The organism is Tianweitania populi, from assembly GCF_014652875.1.
GTDB classification, from domain to species: Bacteria; Pseudomonadota; Alphaproteobacteria; order Rhizobiales; family Rhizobiaceae; genus Tianweitania; species Tianweitania populi.
Window position 1 is genome coordinate 992,378 of record NZ_BMZQ01000002.1, and the last position, 15,397, is coordinate 1,007,774.

16 protein-coding genes are annotated in these 15,397 nt (G+C 61.6%); 5 read left to right on the forward strand and 11 right to left on the reverse strand.

What is annotated here, in order from left to right; genetic code table 11:
- Positions 1 to 65 precede the first annotated feature (65 nt).
- Positions 66 to 509: a DUF1810 domain-containing protein gene (locus IE166_RS14065; protein WP_189505996.1), complete on the reverse strand. Its 444-nt coding sequence runs from the start codon at positions 507 to 509 to the stop codon at positions 66 to 68.
- A gap of 159 nt (positions 510 to 668) precedes the next feature.
- On the reverse strand, positions 669 to 1,184 hold the full coding sequence (locus IE166_RS14070) for an Lrp/AsnC family transcriptional regulator (protein WP_189504832.1): 516 nt from the start codon (positions 1,182 to 1,184) through the stop codon (positions 669 to 671).
- Between the two features lie 215 nt (positions 1,185 to 1,399).
- Between IE166_RS14070 and IE166_RS14075 the strand changes: the two genes are divergently transcribed.
- Entirely contained in the window at positions 1,400 to 2,629 is a 1,230-nt protein-coding gene (locus tag IE166_RS14075) for a thiamine pyrophosphate-dependent dehydrogenase E1 component subunit alpha (protein WP_189504834.1), read from the forward strand.
- Between the two features lie 4 nt (positions 2,630 to 2,633).
- Complete coding sequence (locus IE166_RS14080) at positions 2,634 to 3,650, forward strand: alpha-ketoacid dehydrogenase subunit beta (protein ID WP_189504836.1); 1,017 nt, start codon at positions 2,634 to 2,636, stop codon at positions 3,648 to 3,650.
- Between the two features lie 19 nt (positions 3,651 to 3,669).
- Here the strand turns inward: IE166_RS14080 and IE166_RS14085 are convergent, their stop codons facing one another.
- Genes IE166_RS14085 through IE166_RS14105 form a run of 5 tightly spaced genes read right to left on the reverse strand, consistent with a single transcriptional unit; the run spans position 3,670 to position 8,650 of the window.
- Positions 3,670 to 3,888: a TOBE domain-containing protein gene (locus IE166_RS14085; protein ID WP_189504838.1), complete on the reverse strand. Its 219-nt coding sequence runs from the start codon at positions 3,886 to 3,888 to the stop codon at positions 3,670 to 3,672.
- Positions 3,889 to 3,934: 46 nt separating this feature from the next.
- Entirely contained in the window at positions 3,935 to 5,182 is a 1,248-nt protein-coding gene (locus tag IE166_RS14090) for an LLM class flavin-dependent oxidoreductase (RefSeq protein ID WP_189504840.1), read from the reverse strand.
- A complete protein-coding gene (locus IE166_RS14095) occupies positions 5,182 to 6,042 on the reverse strand; it encodes an LLM class flavin-dependent oxidoreductase (protein ID WP_189504842.1) in 861 nt (286 codons plus the stop codon). Before IE166_RS14095 ends, IE166_RS14090 begins: the two co-directional genes overlap by 1 nt.
- Before the next feature lie 53 nt (positions 6,043 to 6,095).
- On the reverse strand, positions 6,096 to 7,649 hold the full coding sequence (locus IE166_RS14100) for an HAL/PAL/TAL family ammonia-lyase (RefSeq protein WP_189504844.1): 1,554 nt from the start codon (positions 7,647 to 7,649) through the stop codon (positions 6,096 to 6,098).
- Positions 7,646 to 8,650 carry an ornithine cyclodeaminase family protein gene (locus IE166_RS14105; RefSeq protein ID WP_189504846.1) on the reverse strand — a complete coding sequence of 335 codons (1,005 nt, stop codon included), beginning with the start codon at positions 8,648 to 8,650 and terminating at the stop codon, positions 7,646 to 7,648. Before IE166_RS14105 ends, IE166_RS14100 begins: the two co-directional genes overlap by 4 nt.
- 207 nt (positions 8,651 to 8,857) lie before the next feature.
- Here IE166_RS14105 and IE166_RS20695 point away from each other — a divergent pair, with 207 nt between their 5' ends.
- Complete coding sequence (locus tag IE166_RS20695; RefSeq protein ID WP_244641473.1) at positions 8,858 to 10,084, forward strand: DUF2778 domain-containing protein; 1,227 nt, start codon at positions 8,858 to 8,860, stop codon at positions 10,082 to 10,084.
- Between the two features lie 76 nt (positions 10,085 to 10,160).
- Here IE166_RS20695 and leuB read toward each other — a convergent pair whose 3' ends face one another.
- On the reverse strand, positions 10,161 to 11,261 hold the full coding sequence (leuB, locus tag IE166_RS14115; protein WP_189504848.1) for a 3-isopropylmalate dehydrogenase: 1,101 nt from the start codon (positions 11,259 to 11,261) through the stop codon (positions 10,161 to 10,163).
- Positions 11,262 to 11,406: 145 nt separating this feature from the next.
- On the opposite strand from leuB, the gene IE166_RS14120 reads away from it, so the two are divergent.
- Positions 11,407 to 11,643 carry a type II toxin-antitoxin system VapB family antitoxin gene (locus tag IE166_RS14120; RefSeq protein ID WP_189504861.1) on the forward strand — a complete coding sequence of 79 codons (237 nt, stop codon included), beginning with the start codon at positions 11,407 to 11,409 and terminating at the stop codon, positions 11,641 to 11,643.
- Complete coding sequence (gene vapC, locus IE166_RS14125) at positions 11,640 to 12,032, forward strand: type II toxin-antitoxin system VapC family toxin (RefSeq protein ID WP_189504863.1); 393 nt, start codon at positions 11,640 to 11,642, stop codon at positions 12,030 to 12,032. Before IE166_RS14120 ends, vapC begins: the two co-directional genes overlap by 4 nt.
- Before the next feature lie 10 nt (positions 12,033 to 12,042).
- On the opposite strand, the gene leuD is transcribed toward vapC, so the two are convergent.
- The 3 genes from leuD to sdhA all read right to left on the reverse strand — a co-directional run bounded on the left by leuD (position 12,043) and on the right by sdhA (position 15,397).
- Complete coding sequence (gene leuD, locus IE166_RS14130) at positions 12,043 to 12,648, reverse strand: 3-isopropylmalate dehydratase small subunit (protein WP_189504865.1); 606 nt, start codon at positions 12,646 to 12,648, stop codon at positions 12,043 to 12,045.
- A 130-nt stretch (positions 12,649 to 12,778) separates the two neighbouring features.
- Entirely contained in the window at positions 12,779 to 13,558 is a 780-nt protein-coding gene (locus IE166_RS14135; RefSeq protein WP_189504867.1) for a succinate dehydrogenase iron-sulfur subunit, read from the reverse strand.
- 12 nt (positions 13,559 to 13,570) lie between these two features.
- Positions 13,571 to 15,397 (reverse strand): succinate dehydrogenase flavoprotein subunit, encoded by a 1,827-nt coding sequence (gene sdhA / locus IE166_RS14140; protein WP_189504869.1) that lies wholly within the window; start codon positions 15,395 to 15,397, stop codon positions 13,571 to 13,573.

Consider the following 15,397-nt stretch of genomic DNA (forward strand, 5'->3'; position numbering starts at 1 on the left):
GGAAGCCGCCACCTTCGCCGCACTTTGGCAGCACATATTACACGCTCAGCTGGCGCGACCGATGACTACGCATCTGGCTCCAGCTTCAGCAGCCGCAGCGTCCCATTGTCCATCCTGCCCGAAAAGAAAGCCTCAAGCGCTTCCTGAAAAACAGAGCCTCCACCTGCCGCTAGCGCAAACAGCGTCATCGACGAATGAAACTTCAAATCATCCGGTGAGCCAAAGATCGCATGCACAGATAACCCAGTGTGGCGCAAAACGGCGGCCGTGCATTCCTCAAGCCGCGACCCCAGAACCGGATCGGCAAGATAAGCCTGAGCCTCAGCCAGCCCAGTGATGCCGTACCGCTCCGCCATCGGCGATCGACCTAAGCCACGCAGCTGCGGGAAGATGAACCACATCCAGTGACTAAGCTTGCGGCCACCTCTCAACTCCGAGAACGCCGAAGCGTAGGTGCCGGCTTGAGCATCAAGGAAGCGCGAAAGGTCGAACGAACCCGTGTGTGACATCATCATGAGCTAACGTGCACGGGCAAGCTGGCAAGGTCAGTCAGTGCCAACGATGATGGAAGCTACATTAAAAGCAGACAGGGCCAGGTGGAAGGATGCCGACCTGTGAGTGCAGCGCTTGCCGATATGGCCTGAGTTCTGCGGTGCATATGACCGGCGTCAGCGCTCGCCAAGCCTCACTGGATCCACCGATTCCGCTCGCTTCAGCGTTCGCAGTGAAAAGGTGGAGCGCGTTTGGCGGATGTTGCCGATCTTGTAGAGGTGCTGGCGCAGGAAGCGCTCGTAGTCGGCTGTATCAGCCACGGCGACTTTGACGAGATAGTCGTATTCGCCGGTAACGAGGTTGGCTTCGAGCACTTCCGGAATGCGTGTGAGGGCTTGGCCAAAGCGTTCGAGAACTTCCTCCTCGTGCTTGTCCAACGTGATTTCCACGAAGACCACATCGCGCAGCCCAAGAGCGCCGTTGTCGACAACCGCGACATAGCGCTCGATGATGCCTTCGCTTTCGAGGCGCTTGACACGGTTCCAGCAGGGCGAGGGGGAAAGGCCGACGCGGGTGGCGAGATCGCTGTTGGTCAGGCGGCCGTCATTCAGGAGGGCGGAAAGGATCCGCCGGTCTGTCGCGTCGATCTGGCTGCGTTTGGCGCGCTTCGATCGTGCAGAAGAGTCTTCCATGCAAGCACCTCAAGGGAGACGATTATCCTGTTTGAGTGACCATGAAAGAGGAGAAAAAGAAAGTTCCTTGTTTCTGGCGAAGCTAGGATCACTGAAAATGCTGGGGAGGACAGCCTTGATCCGTTCTTTGCTCGATCCACGGGCTGCGTCGGCCTATGCTGGTCTGATGCGGCGCTTCGACATGGCATCCGCGTCACCGAATGGGAGGTTCTGCTGTGAGTGATTTCGCTCCGCTTTCGCTTCATGTGCCGGCGCCGCCGTCGCGCGAGGAAAATGCGCCTGTCGATACGTCCCGCCTGTCGCCGGCCGGTGCCGTGCGGCGTCCGCCGGTCGATGCCGATCCGCAGGATATCCGAGATCTGGCTTATTCGCTGATCCGCGTGCTGGATGATGACGGCTCAGCCAAAGGCGAATGGGCGCCGGCGCTGGACACTGATGTTCTGCGCGGCGGGTTGCGCGCCATGATGAAGACGCGCGCTTATGACCAACGCATGATGCGCATGCAGCGTCAGGGTCTGACGTCGTTCTATATGCAATGCACGGGAGAAGAGGCCGTCGCCTGCGCCTTCCAGTCCGCGCTGCAAAAAGGCGACATGAACTTCCCGACCTATCGCCAGCAGGGCCTCCTTATTGCGCAGGACTGGCCGGTGGTCGATATGATCAACCAGATCCTGTCCAATTCAGCCGACCGCATCAAGGGCCGCCAGCTGCCGGTGATGTATTCGGCCAAGGAAGCCGGCTTCTTTTCCATTTCCGGCAATCTGGGCACGCAGTATATTCAAGCGGTGGGTTGGGCCATGGCGTCCGCTATCCGCAAGGACACGAAGGTGGCGGCGGCCTGGATTGGTGACGGGTCGACGGCCGAAAGCGACTTTCACGCCGCGCTGGTATTTGCTTCCGTTTACCGGCCTCCGATCATCCTGAACGTCGTCAACAATCAGTGGGCGATCTCTTCGCCGCAATCGATGGCAGGTGGCGAGCGGACAACCTTTGCCGCGCGTGCGCATGGATATGGCATTCCGTCGCTGCGTGTGGACGGTAACGATTATCTGGCAGTCAATGCTGTTGCGAGCTGGGCTGTGGAGCGGGCGCGGCGCAATCTCGGGCCGACCCTGATCGAGTGGGTGACTTATCGCGTTGCGCCGCATTCGACTTCGGATGATCCCAGCAAGTATCGAGCAAAGGATGCATCCGCCGCCTGGCCGCTCGGCGATCCGATTATCAGGCTGAAAGCGCATCTGGTGAGCCGGGGAGAGTGGAGCGAGGAGCGATCCGTGCAGCTTGAAGCCGAGCTCGACCAGGAGATTGCGGCAGCCGCCCAAGAAGCGCGTCGCTCGGGCACGCTGCATGATGGGCCCAAGCAGAGTCCCGCCACCATGTTCGAGGACGTCTACAAGGACGTGCCGCGTCACCTGCGCGAACAGCGTCAGAAGCTGGGATATTGAGTTCATGCCTTCTCGCACAATGATTGAGGCGATCCGCAGCGCCATTGACCTTTCCATGGAGCGCGACGATCGCGTTGTGGTGTTCGGTGAGGATGTCGGCTTCTTCGGTGGCGTGTTTCGCTGCACCGAAGGGCTGCAGAAGAAATATGGCACGTCGCGCTGCTTCGATACGCCGATCTCGGAAACCGGCATCGTTGGTGCAGCCGTCGGCATGGGCGCCTATGGATTGCGGCCGATCGCCGAAATCCAGTTCGCCGACTACATGTATCCGGCCTATGACCAGATCGTTTCGGAAGCCGCTCGTCTGCGCTTCCGCTCCGCAGGCGATTTCACCGCGCCGATGGTGGTGCGGATGCCGTGTGGCGGCGGCATTTTCGGTGGCCAGACACACAGCCAGAGCCCGGAAGCGCTCTTTACCCATGTCGCCGGCCTGAAGACGGTTATTCCGTCCAACCCCTACGATGCCAAAGGCTTGCTGATTTCGGCGATTGAGGACGACGATCCCGTGATCTTCCTCGAGCCCAAGCGGCTTTATAATGGCCCGTTCGATGGTCATCATGATCGGCCGGTGGTGCCTTGGTCAAAGCATCCGCTGTCGGAGGTGCCGGACGAACATTACACCGTGCCGATCGGTAAGGCCGTGATCCGGCGCGAAGGATCAGCCGTTACCGTGCTTGCTTATGGCACGATGGTGCATGTGGCCGAGGTTGCTGCGCAGGATACCGGCATTGATGCGGAAATCATCGATCTGCGCACGCTGGTGCCGCTCGATATCGATGCGATCGTCGCTTCGGTCGAAAAAACCGGCCGCTGCGTTGTGGTGCATGAAGCGACGCGGACATCCGGCTTCGGCGCTGAACTTGCGGCTGAGGTGCAGGAGCGCTGCTTCTACCATCTGGAAAAGCCGGTGCTGCGTGTGACCGGCTGGGACACGCCCTATCCGCATGTCCATGAGTGGGAGTATTTCCCGGGACCGAAGCGCGTTGGCGAGGCCTTGATCGAGGCGACAGCGGCCGATTGATCCGCCGACGCTTCCTGGCTCAAGCGGTCAGGTCGACGCCAACCATGACATCAGAAGCCTTGATCACGGCATAAGCGGGTGTGCCGGCCTTGAGGCCGAGTTCGTCGACCGCTTCGTTGGTGATCGAGGCGGTCACGATGTTGCCCTGGCCAAGATCGATCTTCACGTGCGACGTCGTTGCGCCTTTGACGATGTCGACTACGGTGCCCTTGAGCTGATTGCGTGCGCTGAGTTTCATGAAGCCGGTTCCTTTCGGTTGATCGCGGTCATTGCGGGCTCAAGCCTCAAATACCGAGATTGGCGCGTAGGGTATCGCCTTCATAGACCTGCCGGAACAGGCCGCGACGCCGCAGTTCGGGGATGACGAGGTCGACGAAGCTGTCGAGTTCGCCCGGGAAGAAGGCGGGCATGACGTTGAAGCCGTCGCAGGCACCGCCGGTGAACCAGGCTTCCAACTCGTCTGCAATATCCTGCGCTGTGCCGACCAGACGCCAGTGGCCGCGTGCACCGGCGAAATGGCGGGCGACTTCGCGGATGGTGAGATTGTCGCGCCGGGCCTGCTCCACGACGAGGGCCTGGCGGCTCTGCATGCCTTGCGTGACCTCCAGGTCTGGCAGCGGACCATCGAGCGGCAGATCCTTGAGTGCATCGGTGGCCAGATAGCTGGCGAGAAGCGACAGGCCGACTTCATCGGGGATCAGATCTTGCAGGGCGTCGAGCTTGGCCTGGGCTTCTTCGCGTGTCGCCGCGACGATCGGTGACACACCGGGCATGATCTTGATGTGGTCGGGATTCCGCCCTGCTGCGCGGGTGCGAGCTTTCACATCGTCATAGAAGCTCTTGGCGCTGTCTATGGTTTGTGCGGCTGTGAACACGACATCGGCTGTCCGCGCAGCCAGGTCGCGGCCGACATCGGATGCGCCGGCCTGTATCATTACCGGTTTGCTCTGCCGTGAGGCGGTGAGCCCCAAACCCTGCTGCACGATGAAGTGCTCGCCGCTGTGATTGAGCGGGGCGGATAGGTCGGTGGGGTCCCAGAGCCGCGCCACGACATCAGCAAACTCATCGGCGCGATGATAGCGATCGACATGCTTGCGCAGACCTTCCGCGCCGAAATTCGCGGCTTCGATCTCGCTTGCGGATGTCACTAGGTTCCAGCCGGCACGGCCGCCGCTCAACAGGTCGAGCGTGGCAAAGGCGCGAGCAAGAGCGTAGGGCTCGTTGTAGGAGGTCGACGCCGTCGCGACGAGGCCGATGCGGCTGGTTTGTGCGGCGATGGCGGCCAGCAGGCTCAGCGGTTCGAAGCCGATCGAGCGCGCTGTCTGGCTCGCAGTCCAAGTGTTTGCATCGCGCAAGCCGGCTGCATCTTCGAGGAAGACGAGGTCGAAGCCAGCGTTCTCTGCCGTTTGTGCCAAGCGAACATACTGATCGACATCAAGACCCATGTCGGCAGCGGCATCGGGGTGACGCCAGGCGGCGATGTGGTGGCCGGTCGGCATCAGGAAAGCGCCGAGCTTCATCTGCGCGCGCATCAGGCGGATCCTTCCAGGCGGCTTCGAAGGGCGATGGTCGCGAACTGCCTGCCGGGTCTTTCCGACAAGATCTGCAGCACGGTTTCGGCTTCCTGGGGGGAGCGGATGCGCAGAACGATCCCGTCTGCGTCCGCCTGCCGCTGTTCCGTGGTGAAGGCGGCAGCATCGATCATGCGCAGGTGCTTGGCTTTGCCATGGGGAGGTACGTCGCCCTCGAAGAGCACAACGTCGGCGAGGTCAGCGATCTCTCCAATGTCAGGCCAATCATCGGCGCGCAGCATCAGGATCGGGCGATCCTGCGGTGAGCGCATGATGTTCAACGGTCCGCGCACGGAAAAGAACGCGCCTTGGTGGTCGAGATAATGCATCCGGCTCGGATCGATGAACTGGCCGGATTGCTTGTTCATCGCCACGGCATTAGCGTCCCAACCATGCCACAAACCTTCCACCACGCGCGTGAACTCAGCGACGCGCGCCGGCGTGTTACCATTCGGCATGCGGATGGGCGCGCTGAAAGCGGCGTCCTCCGCGGCTGATTGGTCAGACGTCACGCACCAACCGATCCGGCCGTGGCTGATCTGGTCGAGTGAGGCAAGGCGCCGCGAGAGATTGTAGGGCTGGTGGCCGCCGGTGGAGGTTGCCGCGATCAGGCCGATGCGCTGTGTCGAAGCGGCAAGAAAGCCCAGCAGGATCGTGGCGTCCGGCCAGCCGCTTGTTCCATCGGGCTTGGCGATCGTGTCGGGTACGATCACGAAATCCACGCCGCTTGCCTCAGCCGTCTGACTGACACCCTGAACGCTTTCGATCGTCCAGTCCGGCGCTTGACCGAAGCTGCCGCCAAGTTCCAGGCCAATCAGCATGTTCGTCTCCATTGCAACAGCAAGGCGGGCACTTGTCGCGCAAGCCGTCGAGGTCAAGCCAGGTGCGAACTGACGCCGCTGAAAAGCGCGCGCATGGCTTCCGCCGTCTCGTCACACCAGAGCCGCTCATGCAGCATCCGCGCGTCCGGCCCGGTTTCGCGATCCTCTTCGAGCGCAGGCACAATCGCGCGGATCCGCGTTTGCAGCCAACCGGCGGCCGCGCCGAGATGCTGCTCTGGCTCGTTTGCTGCGCGAAGGCTGCAGGCCTGTGCCGCAAACATCGCTTCCAGCGTTATCATCCAGCGGCACAAAGCGATCTGCTCGTCGAGCTTGGTGATCGTCAGCGGCGTCATTGGCGCCACATCCTCGACCGTGTCGGAAACAGACAACGCATCGAGGCTGGCGGGTGCTGCCTTGAGCCGGATCTCCGCATGAAGTGCCGCCAGAGCCTTTTGCATGGGTACGAAGCCCGCTGAAGCACCGCCGACGGGTGACAGATAGTTGGGCAGCCCGGACAAGCGCCCCGTCATCAGCTTGATCGAACGCTGTGCGGAAGCCGTCGCGAGATGGGCAAGGCTGATCGCGATTGTATCGAAGGCGAGTGCGATTGTTGGTGTGTGGAAGTTAGCAGCCGAATGGATTTCCTCGTCTTCCACCAGCACCAGCGGATTGTCGGCCGCGCCGTTGAGTTCGATTTCGACTTCGCGGCATGCAGCGGCATAGGCGGCCAGTGTGGTGCCTGTGACCTGCGCGAGGGTGCGGAAGGAAAGGGCATCCTGCACCTTGCGGCCGGGCTGCGGCGCATGGAGGCTGCTGCCTTCCAGCGCGTGGCGGAACAGTGCTGCGGCGTCGCTCTGGCCGGCTGCCGGGCGAACATTTGCCATGCGGGGATCGAAGATGCGCGGGTTGGCACCATAGCCTTCGAAGGCCAGTGCGCCGGTTGCGATATGCAGGCGCAGGAAGTCGCCCAGGCTATCCAGCGAAAGTGCTGCCATCGCTGTGGTGACGGCCGATGCGTTGGCGATTGCCAGACCATCCTTGGCGGCGAGCTGGACGGGAGCGAGCCCTGCTGCACGAAATGCATCACCCGCTTCCACAATGCGGCCGCCAAAATAAACGCGGCCGCGGCCGATCACAGCTGCGGCCATGCTCATGGAGACAATGAGATCGCCGGTGCCCAGCGAACCGCGTGACGGCAAAACCGGCACGATGTCGCGCGCCAGCATCGCTACAAGCAGATCGAACACGTCGAGCGACACACCGGCACCGCCCTTCGCCAGACCGGCAATGCGGCAGAACAAGGCGGCACGGCACGTTTCCACCGCCAGCGGTTCGCCGATGCCCGCCACCCTGGCCCGCACCATTTGCGCCTGAAAGTCCGCCACGGCATCATGATCTATGCGATGGCCGATATTGCCGCCGAGACCAGTGTTCAGACCATAAACCGCAATCCCGTCGCGCAGATGGCGGTCCACCACACTGCGCGCCGCGATCATCCTCTCGCGCACCCCTGCGGCAAGCGTGACCTGCACCGGCTTGCGTGCGGCGGCGGTGATGTCGGCAAGTGTCAGCCGACGCTCACTCAGAACGAAGGCGGCGGGCGTCACGCGTAGCGCAGCCGGTGTCCGGCGCCGATGCTTTCCGCCTTTTTCAGGAAGGCATGGCCAAGCGCGATATCCGACAAGGACAGTCCGCGATGCCAGAACAGGTTGGTTTCGGTCTCGCTTTCACGGCCGGGTTTCAGCCCCGCCACGATCTGCCCAAGCTCGGCATGCAGTGTTTGTTCCGACAGTTTGCCGGCTTCCACATGGGCGCGCAGCGAGCCGAACTTGCCGCCCTTACACTGGCCCCAATCATCCACCACGAGCTTCGCCATGATGTCGGTCAGCGACAGTTCCACAGCGCTCATCGTGCCATAAGGCACCACAAGCGCGCCGGGCTTGATCCATTCGGTTTTCAGCATCGGCGTCGGCTCGCTCAGCCGCGACGCTTCCACCACGATGTCGGCACCTTCGATGCAGGATTGCCAGTCCTCGGTGACGATGACCTCCTTGTTGAGGTCGCGCCTCAAGCGTTCGGCAAAGGCGTTGCGGCTTTCCGGGCGGCGGGAATGAACCCGGAGCACCTCGAAGTCGAACAGGCTATCGAGCAGCCGCACGTTCCAATAGGCCGTGCCACGCGCGCCGATATGGCCAAGCACTCTCGAATCCTTGCGCGCCAGGTATTTCGCGCCGATTGCGGTCACTGCCCCGGTGCGCATATCGGTGATGCCGCTGGCATCGAGGATCGCGCGCGGCGTGCCGGTGCGTGGATCGAACAGGTTGAGAATGCCGAATTCCGACGGCAGCCCCTGCTTGTAGTTGTCGACGAAATCGCCAACGACCTTCACGCCCGCCGCATCGATCTCGCCGCCGATCCAGCCGCGCAAGACGTTGAAATGCCCTTCAACGCCCGCGCGCGGCTCTAAGTGGACACGCGGTTCGATCTCGGTTTCGCGGCGCCCCTGCATGGCCAGACTTTCTTCGATGGCAGCCAGAATTTCTGCATCGCTCAAGGCGGCGGCTTCGATGTCGAAGCAGTTGAGATAGGTGATGTAGATCGGCTGCATCTGGACTCCGGCGGTAGGCAACTCGTGTCGCAGTGGTTCTAACCCGATGCAGATGCCGCCACAAACTCTCGTTACGGTATGCGTCGAGTTAAAGAGTTTGGTTACCGAATTCCTGCATGATCATCCCATCACAGAGCGCAGCCAGCTTTAAGGGTGCGGCTTCTGGTCGATGCGTGATCGTATAGGGGCTTGTTTATGCGTAAATGCTTGTCTGCGTCAGACTGGCCTCGGTCGCGTTCCGCATCGTCCCGGATTTCTCGTTCCGGTCCGCTTCTGGCTGGTGGCCTGTTTCTGGGGCTTCTGGCGGCTTGGGGCGGTGGACTGGCCGCGTCCGTGCATCTGGCGGCACAGCCTGACAGCAAGCCCGTTTCGGTTCGCCCGTTGTTTGCCAACGTGGCTGCAGAAGCTGAAACGAACACCGCAAAATCGTCTCGCCCCGGGCAGACCGAAGGCGCTTTGCGCGCGCCGGATTTCGTTCGTGAGGCATGGGCCCGCGATGCGGCCGAGCGCAACGAACAGCGCCAGGTCGCCAGCGCCTTTGAAACCCGCTTCGTTCCGGCGAAAAGGGCGGCTGGATCGATCACCGGCGAGCAGTTCGCTTCACTGGTCAAGGCAAGTCAGCAAGCCGCCGAGGCGAAAGCCACGCAGCTCGCACAGGCTGCCACAGCCCCCGTGGCAACGCCACCTGCTGCCTCTGCGCCAGTGCCTGTGCAGATGGCGTCGCTTGCCAAATCCGCCAAGGCAAAGATGCTGGCGACCGAGCATGAGGCGGAGGCGCAAGACGACGCTGACAACGAAACGGTTCTCGCCTCCCTGGAAACGGATGACCTCCCCGACCTCGGCCTCGTTCCGTCCTGGCGGCCGGCAATCGCGCGCAAGAGCGTGATTGCGCCCGTTGTTCCAGACAAGCGCGGCGAAGCCGTTCCTGCCCTGGCTTATGCGCGTCCGGACAATCCTGTTGAGCGACCCGCGGCGAAGTCCGCTGCGATCCCTTGGCCGGATGTCGGCCGCAAGACCGCCATCTACGATATCAGTGCGGGTGTGGTTCACATGCCCAATGGCGAGAAGCTCGAAGCGCATTCCGGCCGCGGCGCGATGCGTGACAATCCGAACTACACGCATGTGAAGATGCGCGGCGCCACGCCCGCGTCAACCTACAAGCTCACCATGCGCGAAACCCGCTTCCATGGCGTAGAGGCCATCCGGCTCAACCCAATCGACGGCAAAGCTCCAAAGGGCCGCACCGGTCTTCTCGCCCACACTTACCTGCTACGCGTGCCCGGCGATTCCAGCGGCTGCGTCGTGTTCAAGAATTACCCGCAGTTCCTGGCAGCCTTCAAGCGTGGCGAGATCACCCATATGGTGGTTGTGCCTAGGCTCCAAGATGCACCCGCCGCACCGCGGCTGGCCTCGTTCTTTTCCCGACGCGGATAAGACGGGCACGGATCTCACAAACAGAAAGGCCGCCTGGGTTCAGGCGGCCTTTTTGTTTGTTCGATGATGGGTTCGATCAGGCCGCTTCGCGGTACTTCGCGATGATCGCGTCGCCCATTTCAACCGTGCCGACCTCGCGCATGCCGTCGGACATGATGTCCTTTGTGCGCAGACCGTCTGCCAGCACGGCGGCGATGGCGGCTTCCAGGCGGTCGGCTTCCACCACCATGTCGAAGGAATAGCGCAGGCACATGGCGAAGGATGCGATCATGGCGATCGGATTGGCGATGCCCTTGCCGGCAATATCGGGGGCAGAGCCATGCACGGGCTCATACAACGCCTTGCGCTTGCCGGTCTTGGCGTCCGGCGCGCCAAGCGAAGCGGAAGGCAGCATGCCGAGCGAGCCGGTCAGCATGGCGGCCACGTCCGACAGCATGTCGCCGAACAGGTTGTCGGTCACGATCACATCGAACTGCTTGGGCCAACGCACCAGCTGCATACCGCCGGCATCGGCCAGCATGTGATCGAGCTTCACGTCGCTATAGGCCTTGTGGGTGGCGGTCACGACCTCGTTCCACAACACGCCCGACTTCATGACGTTGCGCTTTTCCATGGAGGTCACATGGTTGTTGCGCGTCCGGGCCAGTTCGAAGGCCATGGCCGCGATGCGCTCGATCTCATAGGTGTCGTAGACCTGGGTATCGACGGCCCGCTTCTGGCCGTTGCCGAGATCAGTGATCTGCTTGGGCTCGCCGAAATACACGCCGCCGGTCAATTCGCGCAGGATCAAGATGTCGAGGCCCTCGATGACGTCCTGCTTGAGCGACGAGGAAGAGGCGAGCGCGGGATAGCAGATCGCCGGGCGCAGATTGGCGAAGAGTTCGAGATCCTTGCGCAGCCGCAAAAGGCCGGCTTCCGGGCGAACATCATAGGGCACGCCATCCCACTTCGGCCCGCCGACCGCGCCGAACAGAACCGCATCGGCAGCTGTGGCCTTCGCCATATCCGCGTCGGAGATAGCGGCACCATGCGCATCATAAGCGCAGCCGCCGACCAAGCCTTCTTCCGTTACAAACGAAGCGCCGTTCTCGTTCATGACGGCAATGAGCTTCTTGACCTCGGCCATAGCCTCGGGACCGATGCCGTCGCCGGCGAGAAGAAGAAGCTTGTGCGTCATGGGAGAAGTCCTCGGCTCTTGTGAAATGCTCCGAGTTTGCTAATGGGCGAGAGGGAGTGATGCAAGGGAACTCTGGTGAGCCAGGCTTGAGTTCATACGCGTCGGTGTGTATATAGATCATGATCTATACACACGAGGTGCGGCTGTGCGGACCAACATCGACATCGACGATGCCTTGATGGCTGAAGCTATGAAAGCAGGTGGTTTTCCCACCAAGAAGGCGGCAGTTGAAACGGCACTTCGCGAGTGGGTTCTTGATGCGAAGAGGCGAAAGGCGCTTGATGATCTTTGGGGCGCCGTGCCCGACTGGGAGGGCGACCTTGACGCGATGCGCCGTGGCGCCAACCCTGAACATGGCTTTCATGAAGATGGTGATCAGTGATCGTTGTTGATAGCTCGGTCTGGATCAATCAACTCAGGAAAGTCGTGACGCCCAAAACCAGCATGCTGCGGCGGCAGCTTAGGTCATCGGACATTCTGGTAGGCGACCTTATCCTGATGGAAGTCCTTCAAGGTTGCCGAACCGACACTGAAGCTGACGGAATTGAGACTATCCTGCTGCAATTCGAACTGGCCGACATGGTCGGGGAAGAATTGGCGAGGCAGGCTGCGCACAACTACCGGCATTTGCGCCAACGCGGCATCACGATCCGCTCACCCATCGACGTGATGATCGCAACCTACTGCATGGATCGCGGCTACGCACTTCTCACCGAGGATCGTGATTTTAAGCCGATGGCGCAGCATCTTGGGCTGCGCCTGATCGAATAGCCTTACCGCCTCAAGCCCAAGGCCGAGCGGCAGCGTTCTGCTGCTCAAACGCCGAGATCGAAGACGCTTTCTCCAGCGTCAGGCCGATGTCGTCCAAGCCGTTCAGCAGGCAGTAGCGCTTGAAGTCGTCGAGGTCGAAGGTGATCGTGCCGCCATCCGGGCCGCTGATCGTTTTGGCTTCGAGGTCGATCGTCAGCGTGGCGTTGGCGCCACGCGAGGCGTCGTCCAGCAGCTTTTCCAGGTTTTCCGGGCTGACGGTGATCGGCAGAATGCCGTTCTTGAAGCAGTTGTTGTAGAAGATGTCGGCGAAGCTGGTGGAAATCACGCAGCGAATGCCGAAGTCGAGCAGCGCCCAAGGCGCGTGCTCGCGCGAGGAGCCGCAGCCAAAATTGTCGCCGGCAACCAGGATCTGCGCGCTGCGATAGGCTGGCTTGTTCAGCACGAAGTCCGGGTTTTCCGAACCGTCCTCGTTGAAGCGCATTTCCGCGAACAGGCCCTTCTTGAGGCCGGTGCGCTCAATGGTCTTGAGGTAGTCCTTGGGGATGATCATGTCCGTATCGACATTGACGATCGGCAGCGGTGCAGCGACGCCGGTCAGCTTGGTGAATTTGTCCATGATGAAACTCCCTTCGTTTACGGAGAGCGTACCCGTTGTTACGGCCTCCCTAGCAGATGCCGCCGGAACTGAAAAGCGCCGGACTATGCCGGCGCTTCATGATCTTGGGGTCTGTCGGCAATCAAGCCGGTCAAACGTGGCGTTCGACCATCATCTTCTTGATTTCGGCAATCGCCTTGGCGGGGTTGAGACCCTTCGGGCAGGTTTGCGCGCAGTTCATGATGGTGTGGCAGCGATAAAGCCGGAAAGGGTCTTCGAGATTGTCCAAGCGCTCGCCAGTGGCTTCGTCGCGGCTATCGATCAGCCAGCGATAGGCCTGTAGCAGCACGGCGGGACCTAGATAGCGGTCGCCGTTCCACCAATAGCTCGGGCACGAGGTTTGGCAGCAGAAGCACAGGATACACTCGTAGAGACCATCGAGTTTCTGGCGGTCCTCATGGCTTTGCAGCCATTCCTTGGCGGGCTCGGGCGAAACCGTCTTGAGGTAAGGCTCGATCGAGGTGAGCTGCGCGTAAGGAACCGTCAGGTCCGGCACGAGATCCTTGACCACCGGCATATGCGGCAGCGGATAGATCTTCACGGCACCTGAAATGTCGTCGGACCCCTTGGTGCAGGCCAGCGTGTTCGTGCCGTCGATGTTCATGGCGCAGGAGCCGCAAATGCCTTCGCGGCAAGAGCGGCGCAGGGTCAGGGTCGGATCAACCTTGTCCTTGATCCACAACAGCGCATCCAGAACCATCGGGCCGCAATCATCGGTATCGACGAAATAGGTATCGATCGACGGGGTCTCTCCGTCATCCGGCGACCAGCGATAGATCTTGTATTCGCGCAGATTGGTCGCGCCTTCCGGCTTCGGCCAGGTCTTGCCCGTGCGGATCTTCGAGTTCTTGGGAAGGGTGAGTTCAACCATGACCTTCTCCGATCAATAGACGCGCGCCTTGGGCGCGATCTTGGCGAGGCTGATGCCGCCGTCTTCTTCCTTCAGCAGCGGTTCGGTGTGAACCGGGCGGTAGGACAGGGTGACGGTGCCGTCAGGATCGAGATGCGACAGCGTGTGAACGCGCCAGTTGACGTCATCGCGCGAAGAGAAGTCTTCGCGTGCATGGGCGCCACGGCTTTCCTTGCGGGCTTCGGCGCCATAGACCGTGCATATGGCGTTGGCCATCAGGTTTTCCAACTCGAGCGTTTCCACCAGATCGGAATTCCAGATCATCGAACGGTCGCTGACCTTGATGTCCGGCAGTTCCTTCCAGATCGCGGAAATGCGCTGGCAGCCGTTTTCGAGCGACTCCTGCGTGCGGAACACGGCGGCGTCTTCCTGCATCGCGCGCTGCATCTTTTCACGCAGCTTGGCCGTCGGCGACGAACCGTTAGCGTAACGCAGGCGGTCGAAGCGGGCCATGATCTTGTCGACCGAGGCTTGGTTCGGCGAGGGGATCGGCGCTTCGCGGTCGATCACCTGGCCGGCGCGGATCGCTGCGGCGCGACCGAACACCACGAGATCGATTAGCGAGTTGGAGCCGAGGCGATTGGCGCCGTGAACGGATGCGCAGCCCGCTTCGCCGACGGCCATCAGGCCCGGTGTGACGCGGTCCGGGTTTTCCGGCGTCGGGTTCAGCACTTCGCCCCAATAGTTCGTGGGAATGCCGCCCATATTGTAGTGAACGGTCGGCAGAACCGGGATCGGCTCCTTCGTGACATCCACGCCTGCAAAGATCTGCGCGCTTTCGGAAATGCCCGGCAGACGCTCGTGCAGCACCGCCGGATCGAGATGGTCAAGATGCAGGAAGATGTGGTCCTTGTTCTTGCCCACACCGCGGCCGTCGCGGATTTCCAGCGTCATGCAGCGCGAGACCACATCGCGCGAGGCCAGATCCTTGGCCGATGGCGCATAGCGCTCCATGAAGCGCTCGCCTTCGGAATTGACGAGATAACCGCCTTCGCCACGTGCGCCTTCGGTGATCAAGCAGCCCGCGCCGTAGATGCCGGTCGGATGGAACTGCACGAATTCCATGTCCTGCAAGGGCAGACCGGCGCGTGCGACCATGCCCCCGCCGTCACCGGTGCAGGTGTGGGCTGAAGTGGCCGAGAAATAAGCGCGGCCATAACCGCCTGTCGCCAGCACCACCATCTTGGCGGAGAAGCGGTGGATCGTGCCGTCATCCAGGTTCCAGGCAATCACGCCCGTGCAGGTGCCGTCCGGATCCATGATCAGGTCGAGCGCAAAATATTCGATGAAGAACTGCGCGTTGTGCTTGATCGACTGGCCATAGAGCGTGTGCAGGATGGCGTGGCCGGTGCGGTCGGCGGCGGCGCAAGTGCGCTGCACGGGCGGACCGTCGCCATAGTTCATCATGTGGCCGCCGAAGGGGCGCTGATAGATCTTGCCTTCTTCGGTGCGCGAGAAGGGCACGCCATAATGCTCCAGCTCGTAAACGGCAGCCGGCGCTTCACGTGTCAGATATTCCATGGCGTCGACATCGCCGAGCCAGTCGGAGCCCTTGACGGTGTCGAACAGGTGCCACTTCCAGCTGTCGGCGCCCATATTCTGCAGCGAGGCGGCGATACCGCCCTGGGCTGCAACCGTGTGCGAGCGGGTCGGGAAGACCTTGGTTATGCAGGCCGTCTTCAGGCCCTGTTCAGCCATGCCCAGCGTGGCGCGAAGACCGGCGCCGCCGGCACCGACGACAACCACGTCGAACTTGTGATCGACGAACTGATAAGCAGGAGCAGTTTGTGCTGTCGCCAT

What these genes read in the sequence shown, in the direction of transcription:
- IE166_RS14065 (WP_189505996.1), bottom strand. Translation starts at nt 509, where the DNA reads ATGTCACACACGGGTTCGTTCGACCTTTCGCGCTTCCTTGATGCTCAA.
- IE166_RS14070 (WP_189504832.1), bottom strand. Translation starts at nt 1,184, where the DNA reads ATGGAAGACTCTTCTGCACGATCGAAGCGCGCCAAACGCAGCCAGATC.
- IE166_RS14080 (WP_189504836.1), top strand. Translation starts at nt 2,634, where the DNA reads ATGCCTTCTCGCACAATGATTGAGGCGATCCGCAGCGCCATTGACCTT.
- IE166_RS14085 (WP_189504838.1), bottom strand. Translation starts at nt 3,888, where the DNA reads ATGAAACTCAGCGCACGCAATCAGCTCAAGGGCACCGTAGTCGACATC.
- IE166_RS14090 (WP_189504840.1), bottom strand. Translation starts at nt 5,182, where the DNA reads ATGCGCGCGCAGATGAAGCTCGGCGCTTTCCTGATGCCGACCGGCCAC.
- IE166_RS14095 (WP_189504842.1), bottom strand. Translation starts at nt 6,042, where the DNA reads ATGCTGATTGGCCTGGAACTTGGCGGCAGCTTCGGTCAAGCGCCGGAC.
- IE166_RS14105 (WP_189504846.1), bottom strand. Translation starts at nt 8,650, where the DNA reads ATGCAGCCGATCTACATCACCTATCTCAACTGCTTCGACATCGAAGCC.
- leuB (WP_189504848.1), bottom strand. Translation starts at nt 11,261, where the DNA reads ATGACGCACAAGCTTCTTCTTCTCGCCGGCGACGGCATCGGTCCCGAG.
- leuD (WP_189504865.1), bottom strand. Translation starts at nt 12,648, where the DNA reads ATGGACAAATTCACCAAGCTGACCGGCGTCGCTGCACCGCTGCCGATC.
- IE166_RS14135 (WP_189504867.1), bottom strand. Translation starts at nt 13,558, where the DNA reads ATGGTTGAACTCACCCTTCCCAAGAACTCGAAGATCCGCACGGGCAAG.
- sdhA (WP_189504869.1), bottom strand. Translation starts at nt 15,397, where the DNA reads ATGGCGACAGCACAAACTGCTCCTGCTTATCAGTTCGTCGATCACAAG.